Raw genomic sequence first — 13,488 nt, 5'->3', positions numbered from 1 at the left:
ATTCTGGTGATAACCGGGGCTCTAGGACACTCTCTATTGGTCTAGAACAACGTGCTGGCCCGGGTCAACTAACCCGGACACCTGCACGTCCCCATGTAGGATTGAATGGGCAGAGTGCATAAACCTTTGCCAGTACCACTTACAAACGCTGTAAGCGTAAAAGTCGGTAACAGGTTGTCTTTCTGACGACCAAGAAGCTATAACCACGGAACTTTCTCTCTTGCCCGCTGTTGTGCTGTCACCCTGTACTGCCCGAGGTAGTGTTCGCGGAAGGTGTCCCAGACTTCCAAGCCGCCGTAGTTCATCACAAGTCTGCACTAACTCTCATGCTCTCAGAGGATCGAGGTGGCACGAATTCTACGACCTAGAGCCCGTATAGCTCTGCTCGCTCCAGCGCTCGATTAATCGTCGGCCGCGAACTGTCCAACCGCTCGGCTGCCTTGCGCTTCGAGAGTTCGTCTTTCTGGACCATGTCGAGCACGGAGACGACGTCGTGGTAGTCGTCGGCCTCGACGAGCCGCCCGTCGTCCTTCTCGAAGCCCAGCGGCGCGGGGCCGTGATGGTAGTCCTCGTTGGCCTGTCGCGCCGCGATGCCTTCCTTCGTGCGCTGCTGGGCCATATTCGCTTCCAGTTCGGCGAACACGCCCAGTAGCTGGAACAGCGCCGTCTGGTAGGGGTCTTCCTCGTCGGGCCGCAGCGTCAGTCCCTCGGAGACGATGTGTAGCTCCGTGCCGGCGTCTTCGAGCCGCAAGGTAGTCCGCTCCAAGTCAGAGATGGACCGACAAATCCGGGAAATGCTGTGGACGACGACAGCGCGAAGTTCGTCGTCCTCGGCGTCGGCCATCATCTCTTGGTAGCCGGAGCGCTCGGTGTTCGTCCCCGTGGACTTGTCGCGGTAGATCGAGAGGTCCGCGAGGTCCGCACCGAACTCGCGCTCGGCGTACTCTTGGGTCGCGGTGAGCTGGCGGTCGAGGCTCTGGTCGTCGGTACTGACTCGACAGTAGCAAGCTACCTGGTCGTCGCCTATGTTCCCGTACACGGGGACTTACCTAATAAAAGCGGGAGAAACGTACAGCCTGTACGAGAACGACCGTTTGCATACACCACCAACAAAACCACAGAATTGTCGCAGTATCCAGATTGTCAGTGTAGTCCCCGGCTTTTAGGGAGGAAGCAATCGGTTCCCCAAAATGACACAGATGAAAGTTCAGGACCGGGAATATTACGCGGCAGGGATTGCCATCATAGTACTGGGCTTTGGGATTTCTCTGACGGTCTGGTGGTTTTGGGGTAGATTGCCAAATCAGAGTAGGGCGATGTTGGTTGCCAGTAGCCTAGGGGCCACGGGAACGCTGATTTTGGCCGGCGCGACATTAATTTCTATTCGCCAGCAAACAGCTACCGTCGAGAAAATTCAGCGCGAGCGCGAGAAGCCACTGGTCATCGACGAGATTGTTCAGGTCTTAGACTATGCTATTGAGGGATGTGAGGACAACATAAGGGCATATGAAAAAGAAGACTTGCAGTGGAACTGGGTGTTAATTGACGGTCCGCAAAACCATTACACAGCTGGGAGAGTGTCTGGAGTAATCAACCAATCACCCGACTCAGCCGCACTATACAGGCTCAAAAACGCAGATGAAAACCTCTGGAATGAGCTAGTGGAGTACGAGGAACTCATCGAGAACTTAGCCGATCTTGGGGACGAAGCTGCCGAGAAGATTCGGCCACGAATTAAGGAGTTCGTTGAGGAGGAGGAAATCAAGGATCCCCGTGGCGAATACCCTGATATTGACACTCTCGTCTATGGGGCAGTAAAGCGTTCCAACGAGTTCGGTGAAAACAGCGAGCTGTACGAGGTCTGGGAATCTTATGGGGACGAGTTCTGCCAAACTGCTCGCGAAGAAGCCGGGATTGAACTTGAAAAGATTGAACGAGGCGAAGAGAATCTAGTTAATCGTTCTAAAGATCTACTTGAAGCACTGAGGGACCGAAAAGTCAGTCTCCGTCGTGAATACGGAATATCTCAGCGTGAATTAGATGAAGCAGATATTGCGGGTAGTATTCAACTCCAAAGTTGACTATTCACCCCATCAAGTAGCCTGAATCTGTGGTGTCGTGGAAGCAAGGAGTACTACGACGGGTGTTTGTCGCAGATTCCAGTCTTCTCCGACATCGGAATAGGGTAGTACAAATCCCGAGCTTACTGCTCCGTGATCAAGCGAGTCGACGATGACCAAAGAGTCGACACGTTCCTAAACCACTACCGCGGCGATTTGTTTGTGAAGGCATAAGCGAAGGAGAGCAGGAGTGTGAAGTAGTTGTAAAGTCTCAGAACTCACTCAGCTGCGTCTGCTTACCCACCTCTTCTCGGGCGTACTCGCGGCATGCCTCCTGCATCTTGCTGTACTTCTCTTTGACCTTGTGGTCTTTCCACTTCTTCTTCAGCGTCTTCTCAATCCCCTTTCTAGAAGTGTACTGAGAGACAACTCGGTAATCTGCAGGACCGTCTTCCCAACTCCTGAGTAATCCGATTTCCTGTCCCAGTTCGATCAATTCGTCGGTGATCTCATCAATCCGCTCAGATCCGTAGTTCCGCGCACCCGCCTTGATCTCACGCCTGATGTCTGAGCGATTGATGAATGTGTCTCTCCCTCTTGAGGAATAGGCGCGAGTGATTACCCGGAGCTGGTCAATATCTGCCGATTCGGGTAGAACGCTAACTGCTCCCGTCGCAGTCCTACAATTCTCTAGTACTGAGTTGAGTGGACCAATCGAGTGTTTGGCTAGCTTAGAGAGTTCGGCGATGGGGTCGTCACCCGGGAGATTATCGGGGGTTTCGTCCGGCAGACTCTTCTTGAGATTGAGTTCCTTCTCCGTTCTGTTCACTCCCCAGACCTTCACATCCTCGCCTCTCGCCAACATTTTCCGAGATGCGGTAGTGGCGTAGTTATCGTACGTCGCTAGCACATACTCTGCGAACACCATCTCTTTTCCGAGGTAGTGCTCCTCGATATAGTCTTGCCACTCCTCGACCGTCTCTCGCTGCTCAAGGAGATCGTTAATCTCGCTGTCAACGTTCGTTGGGAGGGTGGCCTTTGCTTCTCCAAAGATGACCTTCCCCTCTAAGTCGTGAAGTAGAAAGTCGAAATTCTTGACTCCACATTCCTCTAGCGGATCCGCACGGACGAACTGGTATCCCTCCGAATCAGACTGGACGAACGGGAAGACACAGAAATTGACCAGTCTCCGGTGCTCTCGCTCTTGGTCAATGAAGTTCTCAAGGTCATCCTTGTAGCCTTCGCGATCGAAATCCCTGTTCTTGGGTATTATGCACTCTCGATATGCACTTCTGAATTCGCTCGTGTGATGGTCAGGTAGGTCGGAGGGAGGTTCGATATTGACCATCTATGAAGCAGTCTGAGAATTGTGCAGGTCCAGCTCGGCGCTCCCGTCGACAAGTTGCAACACACAGAAGTAGAACTCGATCAGGGAGGGAAACGAGCAGTTCGTCTCGGGAACAATCCGCATCTCGTCCGCAGTGGCGCTGATGTTGAAGAACGAGTTCCGATTCTCGTCGACTACCTGAGCGGAGAAGTCGAGTGAACCGGCCTGCATCGTTACATCTGTGAAACTGAAGTCGACCCGGTCGCGGTTTCTGGTGCCCTCGACAAAATCCTCCGCTAGTACGCGAGTGAATTCACGGTCGAAGGTAATTTCACCCGCTTCAACTTTGGGCACCGTAATCGACAAATTTCCCGATTCTACCTCCTCCTCGGTAAATCGGATCTCTTGAGTGATGTCCTTCAGCTCCAGAACGTTCTCGATGACTTCCTCAACAAGCTCGAAGAGGAGATCGAAGTTCTCCGAGTTCATCTTCTTCAGCGTAAACTTCCCGCGGGAGTCGATTTTCAGGGAGAGGTTCTGATGCTCGTACTGGATTCGGACGGGTACGACACCGTACCCGCTTCGGAGTTCCTCGATTGCTTCCTTCCCGTCCCGACCTTTGTACTCAATAGAACGCTGTACGCTAGGTCGGATATCGGCCTCTGCCAGGTCGGGGACTCGCTCGGACTTGAATTCGGTAATTCGGATGTCGTTGTGCTCTAGAACAAGTTCGTTCATCCGCTGGAAGTCTTCCAGCATGATTGGCATAAGGGAGATGTCGTCCCTCCGGCCTAGCATGGGGAGAAGAGCTTGATCAATAGCCTCCTGCGTCTCTGCAGTCAGGATTGTGATGATTTCGCTCTCGTCGCCGTATGGACCGATGAAGAAGTCCGCGCGATCTTCCGCTCCGAACCGATTCGTATATCCGGCAGAAACCTTCGTCATCTCCCCGTAATCCTGTGTTTCGTACCTGTCTGGGAAGTTCGGATTCCAGTCCTCGTCTGCGATGTAGAAGTAGAACTTGAGATGCTTGACGTGGTACTGCTCAAACGCGCTTTCAGTGTGGTCTATGACCTCTTGACAGAGCTGCTCAAGCGTGTAATTACCCTGCTCTATCTGCATATCCGTATCCCTCTCTTGTGATGCGTCACGGTCGACTATTATCCTTCCTTGTGGTTGGCTGATGGATAAAGGTTCTCTTGGGGCTAGTGCCGGTTGAGGTTGCTAATGAGGAGTTTGCACTCCTGCTTACCGGACATTTTGAGCAGTAAAATCGTCGAATAATCCGGTATTCGTTGACAGCGCTCAGGGGACGAGGTGCCAGACCTGCCCCCAGCCGGCGTCGAGGGGCGTCCAGATGCCGAAGGCGTGGCTAACGGCGTCGTCGAGGGCAACGAGGCCGCCCACGAGCGCGACGCCGCGCCAGTACCACGGGTAGACCGCCCACATCCTGATGGGGAATCATCGACTGCAAGAGCGACAACTGGCTGGAGACCCCGACGTCGGGGAATTAGACGCGTAGTTTCGTCCGTGTACTTGTACCGAATTATCGGCGTCTATAATCAAGCAGATAGCATTAAGTTCCTGTAATTTCCAGCGTGGGCCATGTCCGTAGGGGACCAAATCAACAAACCGCAGTGGGTTATGGGGTGGAATGGAAAGGTCAGTATCGCAGCGATCACCGTTGTTGGCGGTGTCATCGGTCAGGGGATGGATATGCCATTCCTGTTGGGGGCACTCGCGTTCTTCGCGTCGCCGTTCATCTGGTACTTTGGTGGGGTCCGTCACGTCAACAACAACTACGAGAGTGTCCTCAACCGGTTCCACGAGCGAGTCGACCGCGTCGTCGAGGAAGCACTCTCGACTCGTCCGGAGGACAACGCGGAAACGTATCGGACGCACTACGAACGCGGGAGCAAAATCCTCCGGAAGCCGTCGAAGGTGTACGAAACGCACACGCTCGTCGTCACCGACCACTCCCTCATCATCCACGACGACGCAGAACTCGAGATGCCCTCGCTGAACGAAGAGATTGGTGATTCGACGGAAGAGTTCTACTTCGACTCTATCGCGTCAGTGAACTACGACAGCGACGAGCGGCAGTTCTGGGTAAACCTCGCGGACGGCCACGGCCGTAGCTGGCCTTCCGACCGCAAGCCAGAGGACTGCATGGAAGACGTGCAAAAGCGACTGCGGGACTACAAACGTCAGGCCGCGCAGTAAGACGAGATCGCTTCTATTCTCTATGAGCGGCAGTCTGGTTTCAGAATACGAGCTGTATGTCCAGCATCCCCGCTTCGAAGAGATGAACATTTCGCGCGGACAGATTCGGGCGCGGTGTCAGATGCTCGCTGATGCTGGTCTCGTGGACCGGCAGCACGAGGACATCTACGAGATCACGACGTGGGGGCGGCTGTACCTTCGAGGCGAAGTTGACGCGCAGAATCAGCCGCGACCAAGACCAAGTCGAGTCAAATAGAACGCTCATCGGCGTGCCTCTATACTATATCCAGGGCTTCTCTAATCGCTCCAGTTGATATTCTATCTAATGAGAAGATTTTATACAATGAAGTTTCAGATGGGGATATATGTCTGAGGACCCTTTTGATGAACACGACCCAATCAAAGTTACCCCGCTTAGGGGTTTAATGAGGGATATGCACGAGCAAAATGTGGGGGACGGTACAGATGACTATTTCAAAGCCCGAATGGAGAAGATGATTGAAGTCGCCTGGTATCTTTCTGCACAATCCGCTGCTGAAAGGGGATCTGCTCGCGTCCAACCTACGGACATTGATTCCGGATTTAAACGATTGTTGGAGCCCAGCTATCAATTAAAACGGGCTGTTGATGAAACAGAAGAAACCTATAGAAAGCTGAGAGAGATATCCGAAGAAGCGCCGCTTTTCGCTGATGAACTTGAGGTTGATATCGATGAGTAGGAACAGGTACATCTTTCAAGATCAGCTTTCGGTTGATCAAATGGCTAGTAGAATCCCCGCTGCATCATATCGAACAGAGGATGACGAGACTATTCAAGACATGCTTGAAGAGGCGGGGAGGGACTTCCACTTTTTAGTCGACAACAAGCCGGAATCGTTCTGTGAAACACTCCGAGTAGATCTGGGTGATGAACAATACGGAGAATATATCCATGAATTATTTGAGGAATATGGTGAGAAGGGAGACTCGTTCAACCTACAGTTCTATCAAATTGATGGGATTAACTATGGCGACCTCAAGCAAAATGCGAATGAAGCACACGGAGCACTAGAAGAAACCGAAGAGAACCAATTTAGTCTTCCCACTTCTCTTAAAGATGTCCGGGCGAAAGATTCCGAAGAAGTTCTCGATCTACGGTTTGAGGTCGTTGGCCATCCTGAGAACATGGATGTTGAAGATGCGACGAAAATTAGGGACGAATCTGGGGATTACATCGATGTCGAGGATTTAGGCGTTGAAGGGATGGAGGCCATTGTTACAGAGAACAAGCTCCGAGTGGAAGTAAGAGTTTACGCCGGTGATGAGATTGTTACAATGTCCAATTCAGAAATGAAGTCAAGCGTAGAGGACGATGTTCTGGCAGCAATAAAGAGATGGGGGAAGGACGATGAGTGATGAAATAACTTTCCGCAGTTCGGAATTGCTCCTCCTCCAGAATTTGATGGATGGCCAAAATACTGGGATTGACTATGGGGGTTTCGATGATGTACGAATAAACACGGCGAGGTATCGAGGTAATCGGGGCGAACACCTGTACCAATCTGAAGTATTAAATCCTGCACAGGATGGTGGAAGGGTCATCCAGATTCGATTCCACGTTTCTTATACAGGTGATGTAAAGGATAAACGGGTGCAAATTAGGGCGTACGAAGACGGCCACATTTCGACTTCCGAAGTCCCTACTGGAACAGATCTTCTAGATTGGGTTGAAGAAACAGTAACGACTGTATTAGACAATCGAGAATATCTGGATTCTCTTGAACTACTTCTCCGTGATTGGGTTTTCAAAGAGTTCGGGGGGAGATCGATGGAGGATCCTCGCTCCGTAGCAGAACGAATAGAGGATTCATTTGAAAATATGGTTTCTAATTACTTCGATGAGGAAGACTATCAGGATGAGGAAATTAAAATCTTCGAGTCACTCATATCAAATATAGGTATTAAACTCTCCCAACTGGATCTGGATTCCAGCCAGTATCCAGACCCGCCTGCGGACCAGAGTCGCCCCACTCCTGAAGGACGCGTCAAGATGTTCTTTGAAAAATACGCAAAATGGGACGACGAGATGACCTCGGTTGACTTTGATATCCTTTGGAACCACTTAGTCTATCTAATGAGTGGAGACTACGATTCACCAATTGAGATAATTGAAACTGCAGAGAGAGAATATGCTCTCTGACGACGATATTAGCTTCTTAGCTCGTTGCTTATACCAAATTCCGGACCATGGAGAGATTGTTAATTATGAATTCACCAAACCAGAGATAGATTCATTCATTGTCGAGGCGGGGATTGACCCAGACGATATCGGACAAGATTGGAAGGACTTTTTCATCTCGTATAGAAATCGTTTGTGTTCAAATTGTAAGTCATCTGAAGATGAATGCTCTTGTCCTAATCAAAACGTGGTTGATATCTGCTACAAACTTAACCCAGAGACCATTATTGAAGAGTGGTCTAAGAACATCTCCGAACGCGATTGGTTTGCCTCGGTCACCGTAGAAAAAGTTCGCGACCTGCATTGGAAATTGCTTGCAGACTCGGATAGCTTGGGTGAAGTCACGTTTAGAGTGTTCTTTGACGGTAAGAGATTTGAAAGCTATGAGCCAGATACAACTAAGCTACGCTTCCCTGTTGGTTTTGTAAACACTAGCCATGCAAATCCACAGGAGTATATTTTCTCGTGGTCGGATTTGTTAGACCCTTCATTCTGGGGAAATACACGGGATGAGCTGATAAGACTGCAGAAACCAATCTCACTACCAATCTGTAGGGAATCGTCACCAGCTGCCGAGACGAACAGAGAGGCTATCGTTGATTCTATTCGGAACTATCTCGACAAAAATGGGTACTCTGTTTCAGAACAACCCAGCTATTCTCTCCCTCAAGTCGATGAATATTTAGAAATCAGTTCTGTGAAAGTAGTCGGGGAACACCCTAGTGACGGTTCAGCGGTGCTCGTCTGTTCTTGTGAGTTTGGTGATGGGGGCCTACACTTTCACAGATATAGTGAAGACGGGTTAGTAGATGTGAATCAGTCCGAGGTTGCTACAACCGCTAGAGAGGAGATGCGCGACAAGGTCTCTGATTTTAACCAACTTTATTCTGGTAGTGATACTTTGCAGCCGTCTGCGAAATCAATAGGTGTTCTGGTCACGCTAATCGCTAGTATTCCATTTATCCAGTTTATAAACGTGGTTCAATTAGGGCTCGGTAAGCAGAAACAATTGTACATTTTGATTGGTCTGTTCGCATTCGCGATTATAGCATTTCTCTCAATCTTTTTCCTGGTCATCTATCCAGCAAGGAGGATAAGAGAGTACAACTGGGAGATTAATCCCTCTACTCGATCCGGTCTTCTAAATGATATTCGAAGCAGGGTATCAAACCTCTCGATTAGGAGTACCGATTGACGGGTGATTTAAACAACAACCTACTTCCACCGTAGTTTCATATACCGGGCCAGAGAGGAAGTTCGTGAATGGCGCGAATCGACGAAATCGATAGACGAACGGATGTCGTCTTCATCCTGTTCTACTTCGCGGAGCAGGTCCGCGGAGTGACGAAACTCCAGAAGCTGCTCTTCCTCATCGAGCAGGAGACGGAGTTCTTCGAGGAGTACGAGGACGACGTTGCGTTCGAATTCGCGCCGTACAAGATGGGGCCGTTCTCGGAGGCGGTGTACTCGGAACTTGAGTTCTTACTGCAGCTATCCGCCATCGAGTCTGAGCCCCTCGACTCGCCACACCTCGGTGACGAGAGCCAGTCGGACCTGGGGAACAAGAAGTTCAGCATCACGCCGAAAGGCGAGAAGATCGCGAGCGAACTCGTGGGACAACTTGAGCCCGAGTACAGGGATGAACTAGAGAATCTGGTTACAGAGTACAATTCGATGTCCCTGACGGAGTTGCTGCAATACGTGTACTCTACGTATCCAGATTTCGCAGTCGAGTCAGAGATTCGAGATGACGTGTTCTCGGAGGCGAAGTGATGTCACAGACTGAGATTGTCAAACACTACAACGAACGGTGGACCGCGGATCAGGACGAAACCGAGGAACAGTACGTTCCCGAGAAGTACCAGCTCGGAATCGTCGTCGACTTCCTGGAAACTCTCGGGATCGACCACGCGACCGAGCAGTCGATCTTCTCCTACCCAATCGACGTGCTGTGCGCGAACGGCGACGAGACGATTGCCATCGAACTGAAGTCTCGAAACGTCGGGAAAGGCATCCAGCAGGCCCTTCGGAACTCCGACTACGTCGACTTCTCCTTCCTCGCGGTGTGGGAGAAGGACGTGACTGACCGGCTCCTTGAGCGTGTATCGGACCTGCCGATTGGCCTTCTCGCGGTGGGCGCGGACGTAGAAATCGTCTCTTCACCGGACAAAACCGCCCAACAGTTATGTCGGCGCGGGAAGGTTATCGAGCTAGTGAAAGGTGATGTTTGAGACGACTGTTCGCTACAACAACAATAACAACAAGCATCCTGTCGAGACTCAGCCGGAATTCTACGACTCGATTCTCTTCGAGCCTCACCTGGTAGCGTTCAACAGCGACGCGACCAAGGAGAAAATCTACGACATCACGGGGAGCGAGGGCATCGATTACTACATCGACCCCGGACTAGCCGAATTCGAGCGCGGTCGGAACTTCCGGAAAGAGAACGGGGACATCACCGACTGGACGAGGGCGTATCTCCGCCATCTTGGCGACCCCCTCTCGTCGATTCTCGAGGAGCGTGGGAATGCGAATCCCGAGAAGATGACAGAGCAGGACATCTCCGAAATCGCCGCATCTGTCGTCCGATTTCAGGAGACGTTCGCTACCGACGCTGTGAACGTAGACCTCAGTAACTTCGCCGACATCGGTTCTCCGCCTGCTGAGCCGAAGAAGATCATACCCTGGTACAACAAGATCGACGACGAATCGAAGATATCCACCGCGAAAACAATTCTGAATGCGTCCCAAGACGCCGCTACGATTCCGCTCAAGCCCTGCGTCTACACGACGAAGAGTATGATAAGCGACGCTGGGACGCGGAGCAATCTCATCGACCTCGTCGACGAGTTGGATGTCTCGGAGTGTTTCCTCATCATAGAGGGTCTAGACAAGCGTGAGACTGGCCAATCCGTCTATGAAAACGTGATCAAGTTCGTCTACGATATCCGTGACAGAGGTATCGTTCCCCACTTCCTGTACGGAGACTTCTTCTCTCACCTTCTGGCGTATTTCGGTCTCGGAGGAACGACGTACGGAACGCTCTACGCTGAAGAGCACACTGAGGAACTGAAGGCCACGGACGGGGGAAATTTCCCCAATCGCTACTACTTCGACCCAATCAAGGACTTCGTCAACCCTGCCTCCGCAGCCGACCTTGGGCTCAACACGGACTTCGATTTGTGTGACTGCCCCGTTTGCAGTCGAAAATTCGATAGCTGGCAGGATATGGCAGAGAAGGTTCAGGAGGAGGAAGACGAGGACGACATCGATGACGACGAACCTCAGTCGTTCGAAAAAGTTGAGGATAACTCCTCGGTAGAGAACCTCAAAACGGTCTTACAGAAGCATTACCTCGCGAAACGGTGGGATCACACCTTGACTGTCCAGTCCGAATCTTTTGACGACCTCATCGCCGAGTTGAAAGACGACCACCAAAGCACGGTCACACCGTTCAGCCAGTCCTTCCAAATCAACGACGATCGCGATTTAGACTATATGATGCGGTGGGTTCACGCTGCTAAGGAGATGGACCAGCTCGCCTACGATACTCTGGATGACTTTAGGACTGGACTCTAATCTGGCTGAGATTCATCTTACCAATCGCTTCTATTTATGTCGTCAGTGATTTAAGCAACTGCTGAAGTCGGTCATCACATCGTAGGGATAGAATGATTTCAGATATTCGCCGGAGAGCAAGACGGAGCCGTTACATCGACGAGGAACACCTCTTGACGCTCGCTCCTGGATTCGTGGTTTTCGTGACGTTCGTCCTCGACGTTCGACCGCTAATCGACTTACTGATCTACGTCGTGAATCTCCCGTTCGTAGATACGATTTCGTCACTATCGCTGCAAGGGTTGGTGGCTGCGATGGTGACACACTTCCTCTATAATGTGACCTCGACCTCCTTCCAGATTGCCAGCTCGATGCAGACCAAGGAACGGGCGATGATTATCGTTGTTGGAGCGATGCTGATCGTCGGGAGTGCAGTAGACATCGTTATTCCCGAATTCGTGTCGCGCTTGAGCTATCCGGGCGTACAAGTCCTTGGACTGGACATCGCTCTCCTGTTGTACTACGTCCACGCGTTGGTCGATAATTGGAAATTGGTGAACGAGTGGCCGCATCTAATCGGGGCTCTCCTGCTCGTATTCGGTCCTCAATTTCAGGGTTCGTTCTGGCGTCTGCTTTTGTAGCCGTCACACGCCCTCAGTATTCAGCACGTGCTCGGGGTAGAGGTCGGAGGCGAGGTCGATGAGGTAGTATTCGAGCGCTTGGAGTAAGGTCTCGAAGTCGTAGAAGGGGACGGGGTCATCTTCACGCCGAGAATCGTCTCGCGAGTCAAGGAGTGACAGACTGACTTCGTCGTCGCCACTCCGTTCTGACTACCAGCCGCCGTCGAGGAGGTTCTGGAGGTTCTGCTGCGTATTCCTGTCTTCCCGAACCTCGAAGTCGGAAGACGCTGCGATCATCCGCATCGACTCCTTGGTAGATTCGTCGCGAGGGACGTACTCGGCAACTGAGTTGTCTTCTTCGCTCTGCTTCTTCTGTAGAATTTGCCCGCTTCCGTCGCCGAACTGGACGACGTAGTAGTGCCGTCCTTCGTCGTCGACGAACTCTTTGACCGCGCCACTCCGTTCGAAGGCTTGGCGGTGACTTCCCATAGTTGCAGTCAAAAAACCTACCCGTTTATAGCTACCTCCAGGTCAATTCGCAGTACGACATACGCGCCGTCGTGTGAGAAACCCAATCTCGGCATAGGTGTCCCGTTGGGCCGGTGATTCCTGTACGCCCTCTTCGCTTCGTTGCTCTAGATAGTTTCTCCGGCAGACCTTCGGCGGATCTTCGAACCGATGCCAAAGTTGATTTCCCGCCTACACAATCGTCCGACGTGCCAGTCAGCAACCTGAATCTGTATGATGTTCTGGTGGACCTCATACCCGGGACGTTCGCAGTCGGGATAGGAGTCCTTCTATTCGGCCCGGGCAATTTGACCACGATTAGTGGTCTGTTCTTACTTGTCGCTGGCTACGTCGCTGGGCGGATTCTCCACGCTATAGGTTCGCTTTTGAGGCCTGCAAAACTGATTGCCGCCGTGCTGGCCGTCATCTATGGCGACGACGTTGACGGGAAGGGTAAGGTACGATTCGTCAGATCTCGTATCAAAGCCGCGTTCGAGGGGAATAACGACGATAGTGGGCTTGAGCGAGCTGGTAGCGTAGACGATGAGGTTGTGATTGAGGTCGTAGCGAAGTTAGAGAAGCGCATGAGTGGAACCCAGACCGAGGGAAAACCAGATGATATCGAGCCCCTCCGTCGCTTCGGAGAAGCCTTCCTGTACGGACGGAACACGCTGTATCGGAAGTACGAGATGCTGACTACGTTTTACCGAAGTTTGTGGCTCGTTTCTGTTCTATCTCTTTTCGTCGTTCCCGCGTATTATTCAGTTCAGGTTGGTTCTGTTGCCGTCTTCGCGATTGTCGCTGTCTTGCTCCTCTTGAATCTCCTTCTCCTACGACAGCACGTGAAGTTCACAGACAAGAAGTCACAGGCATTCTTCAACGATCTCCATATCGAGTTGGACGTACCAGATCAGAATAGAACAGGCTCCTAAACCCGAGTCGAGGAATCAGGCGAGTAGAAGCAGTTTACGCGGC

General features: G+C 51.6%; 17 protein-coding genes. 12 read left to right on the top strand and 5 right to left on the bottom strand.

Translation table 11 applies throughout. The features are described 5' to 3' along the window. Positions 1 to 364: 364 nt before the first annotated feature. Positions 365 to 1,039 carry a recombinase family protein gene (locus HHUB_RS05760; protein ID WP_238324026.1) on the bottom strand — a complete coding sequence of 225 codons (675 nt, stop codon included), beginning with the start codon at positions 1,037 to 1,039 and terminating at the stop codon, positions 365 to 367. A 151-nt stretch (positions 1,040 to 1,190) separates the two neighbouring features. Here HHUB_RS05760 and HHUB_RS05755 point away from each other — a divergent pair, with 151 nt between their 5' ends. Then, complete coding sequence (locus HHUB_RS05755) at positions 1,191 to 2,081, top strand: hypothetical protein (protein WP_059056630.1); 891 nt, start codon at positions 1,191 to 1,193, stop codon at positions 2,079 to 2,081. A 250-nt stretch (positions 2,082 to 2,331) separates the two neighbouring features. Here HHUB_RS05755 and HHUB_RS05750 read toward each other — a convergent pair whose 3' ends face one another. From HHUB_RS05750 to HHUB_RS16575, 3 genes are all read right to left on the bottom strand, one after another. Beyond that, positions 2,332 to 3,408 carry a hypothetical protein gene (locus HHUB_RS05750; protein ID WP_059056629.1) on the bottom strand — a complete coding sequence of 359 codons (1,077 nt, stop codon included), beginning with the start codon at positions 3,406 to 3,408 and terminating at the stop codon, positions 2,332 to 2,334. Next, a complete protein-coding gene (locus tag HHUB_RS05745) occupies positions 3,409 to 4,509 on the bottom strand; it encodes a hypothetical protein (protein WP_059056628.1) in 1,101 nt (366 codons plus the stop codon). Between the two features lie 183 nt (positions 4,510 to 4,692). Further along, entirely contained in the window at positions 4,693 to 4,836 is a 144-nt protein-coding gene (locus HHUB_RS16575) for a hypothetical protein (RefSeq protein ID WP_157533989.1), read from the bottom strand. A 156-nt stretch (positions 4,837 to 4,992) separates the two neighbouring features. On the opposite strand from HHUB_RS16575, the gene HHUB_RS05740 reads away from it, so the two are divergent. From HHUB_RS05740 to HHUB_RS05705, 10 genes are all read left to right on the top strand, one after another. Further along, positions 4,993 to 5,610, top strand: coding sequence for a hypothetical protein (locus HHUB_RS05740; protein WP_157533988.1), 618 nt, complete (start codon positions 4,993 to 4,995; stop codon positions 5,608 to 5,610). 82 nt (positions 5,611 to 5,692) lie between these two features. Continuing rightward, positions 5,693 to 5,866, top strand: coding sequence for a hypothetical protein (locus HHUB_RS05735; protein WP_157533987.1), 174 nt, complete (start codon positions 5,693 to 5,695; stop codon positions 5,864 to 5,866). 109 nt (positions 5,867 to 5,975) lie between these two features. Then, entirely contained in the window at positions 5,976 to 6,329 is a 354-nt protein-coding gene (locus tag HHUB_RS16570; protein WP_157533986.1) for a hypothetical protein, read from the top strand. A gap of 40 nt (positions 6,330 to 6,369) precedes the next feature. After that, positions 6,370 to 7,005, top strand: a complete 636-nt coding sequence (locus HHUB_RS05730; protein ID WP_157533985.1) for a hypothetical protein — start codon at positions 6,370 to 6,372, stop codon at positions 7,003 to 7,005. Beyond that, positions 6,998 to 7,789 carry a hypothetical protein gene (locus HHUB_RS16565; RefSeq protein ID WP_157533984.1) on the top strand — a complete coding sequence of 264 codons (792 nt, stop codon included), beginning with the start codon at positions 6,998 to 7,000 and terminating at the stop codon, positions 7,787 to 7,789. Before HHUB_RS05730 ends, HHUB_RS16565 begins: the two co-directional genes overlap by 8 nt. Further along, positions 7,779 to 9,023, top strand: coding sequence for a hypothetical protein (locus HHUB_RS16560; protein ID WP_157533983.1), 1,245 nt, complete (start codon positions 7,779 to 7,781; stop codon positions 9,021 to 9,023). The genes HHUB_RS16565 and HHUB_RS16560 overlap by 11 nt, the downstream gene beginning before the upstream one ends. Positions 9,024 to 9,091: 68 nt before the next feature. Beyond that, complete coding sequence (locus HHUB_RS05720) at positions 9,092 to 9,601, top strand: hypothetical protein (protein ID WP_059056623.1); 510 nt, start codon at positions 9,092 to 9,094, stop codon at positions 9,599 to 9,601. Next, on the top strand, positions 9,601 to 10,059 hold the full coding sequence (locus HHUB_RS05715) for a hypothetical protein (RefSeq protein WP_059058215.1): 459 nt from the start codon (positions 9,601 to 9,603) through the stop codon (positions 10,057 to 10,059). Before HHUB_RS05720 ends, HHUB_RS05715 begins: the two co-directional genes overlap by 1 nt. Then, positions 10,052 to 11,407 (top strand): hypothetical protein, encoded by a 1,356-nt coding sequence (locus tag HHUB_RS05710; RefSeq protein WP_059056622.1) that lies wholly within the window; start codon positions 10,052 to 10,054, stop codon positions 11,405 to 11,407. Before HHUB_RS05715 ends, HHUB_RS05710 begins: the two co-directional genes overlap by 8 nt. A 92-nt stretch (positions 11,408 to 11,499) precedes the next feature. After that, on the top strand, positions 11,500 to 12,027 hold the full coding sequence (locus tag HHUB_RS05705; RefSeq protein WP_059056621.1) for a hypothetical protein: 528 nt from the start codon (positions 11,500 to 11,502) through the stop codon (positions 12,025 to 12,027). 189 nt (positions 12,028 to 12,216) lie between these two features. On the opposite strand, the gene HHUB_RS05700 is transcribed toward HHUB_RS05705, so the two are convergent. Further along, the gene (locus HHUB_RS05700) at positions 12,217 to 12,495 is read right to left on the bottom strand and encodes a hypothetical protein (RefSeq protein WP_059056620.1); all 279 of its coding nucleotides are present in this window, start codon (positions 12,493 to 12,495) and stop codon (positions 12,217 to 12,219) included. Positions 12,496 to 12,722: 227 nt separating this feature from the next. Between HHUB_RS05700 and HHUB_RS05695 the strand changes: the two genes are divergently transcribed. Next, entirely contained in the window at positions 12,723 to 13,445 is a 723-nt protein-coding gene (locus HHUB_RS05695; protein WP_059056619.1) for a hypothetical protein, read from the top strand. Positions 13,446 to 13,488: the final 43 nt, after the last annotated feature.

It is taken from the genome of Halobacterium hubeiense (assembly GCF_001488575.1).
Lineage (GTDB): Archaea > Halobacteriota > Halobacteria > Halobacteriales > Halobacteriaceae > Halobacterium > Halobacterium hubeiense.
The sequence above is the reverse complement of the archived record's forward strand: the minus strand, read 5'-3'. Positions and strand labels throughout refer to the sequence as shown.